Origin of the sequence: Mediterraneibacter agrestimuris (assembly GCF_943193195.1) — a bacterium.
GTDB classification, from domain to species: domain Bacteria; phylum Bacillota; class Clostridia; order Lachnospirales; family Lachnospiraceae; genus Schaedlerella; species Schaedlerella agrestimuris.
The window spans coordinates 1-1071 of record NZ_CALPDG010000119.1; the positions used below are offsets into that span (position 1 = coordinate 1).

The window sequence follows — 1071 nt, forward strand, 5'->3', positions numbered from 1 at the left end:
GCAAGTAATCAGCCCAATGTGCGAGCCATTGTTTTCGGATAGTAGTTACGGATTCCGCCCAAACAGAAGTTGTGAAATGGCAGTCAGGGAAATGCTTGCATTTTTAAACGAAGGATATGAGTGGATAGTGGACATTGACTTGGAGAAATTCTTTGACAGCGTACCACAGGACAGGTTGATGAGCCTTATACACAACATCATAAATGACGGGGACACGGAATCATTGATACGAAAATATCTGAAAGCAGGAGTGATGGTACAGGGCAGACATGAAAAAACAGACAGGGGAACGCCGCAAGGCGGGAATCTGTCGCCGCTGCTGTCAAACATCATGCTGAATGAACTGGATAAGGAGTTGGAGAAACGGGGGCTGCGATTCGTGAGGTACGCAGATGACTGTATCATAGCAGTCAGAAGCGAAGCAAGTGCCAAACGGGTGATGTATTCCATAACAGAATGGATAGAGAGAAAACTTGGACTAAAAGTAAATGCAGAAAAGACGCATATCACGAGGCCGGGAAAACTCAAATATCTGGGATTCGGATTTTATAAAGATTCAAAATCAAAGGAGTGGAAATGCAGACCGCATAAAGATTCCGTGAAGAAATTCAAGAGGACACTAAAGGGACTGACAAGCAGAAAGCAGTCAATGGCATTTGCGGAAAGGGTGCAGAAGCTCAACTGGGTAATCAGAGGGTGGATAAACTACTTTGCATTAGGCTCAATGAAAACGGCAATGAATGACATAGACGCCCATTTGCGTACACGGCTAAGGGTAATCATTTGGAAACAATGGAAAGTACCGAAAAAGAGACAATGGGGATTGCGGAAACTCGGGATAGGAAAAGACCTTGCAAGAGTGACGGCATACTGCGGAGACCGCTACCAATGGGTAGTGACGAAAACGTGTGTGGTAAGGGCAATCTCAAAAGAAAAGCTGTCACAGGCAGGACTTGTCAGTTGCTACGATTATTACCTGGAACGTCATGCTTTGAAGTTATGTTGAACCGCCGTATGCCGAACGGCACGTACTGGTGGTGTGAGAGGGGGATTAAATTCCCCCTACTCGAT

1 protein-coding gene is annotated in these 1071 nt (G+C 45.6%); it reads left to right on the forward strand.

Annotation, left to right across the window (positions count from 1 at the left end; genetic code table 11):
• On the forward strand, positions 1-1006 hold a 1006-nt coding region (gene ltrA, locus NFS18_RS19325; protein WP_251393196.1), incomplete at its 5' end, for a group II intron reverse transcriptase/maturase.
• Positions 1007-1071 lie beyond the last annotated feature (65 nt).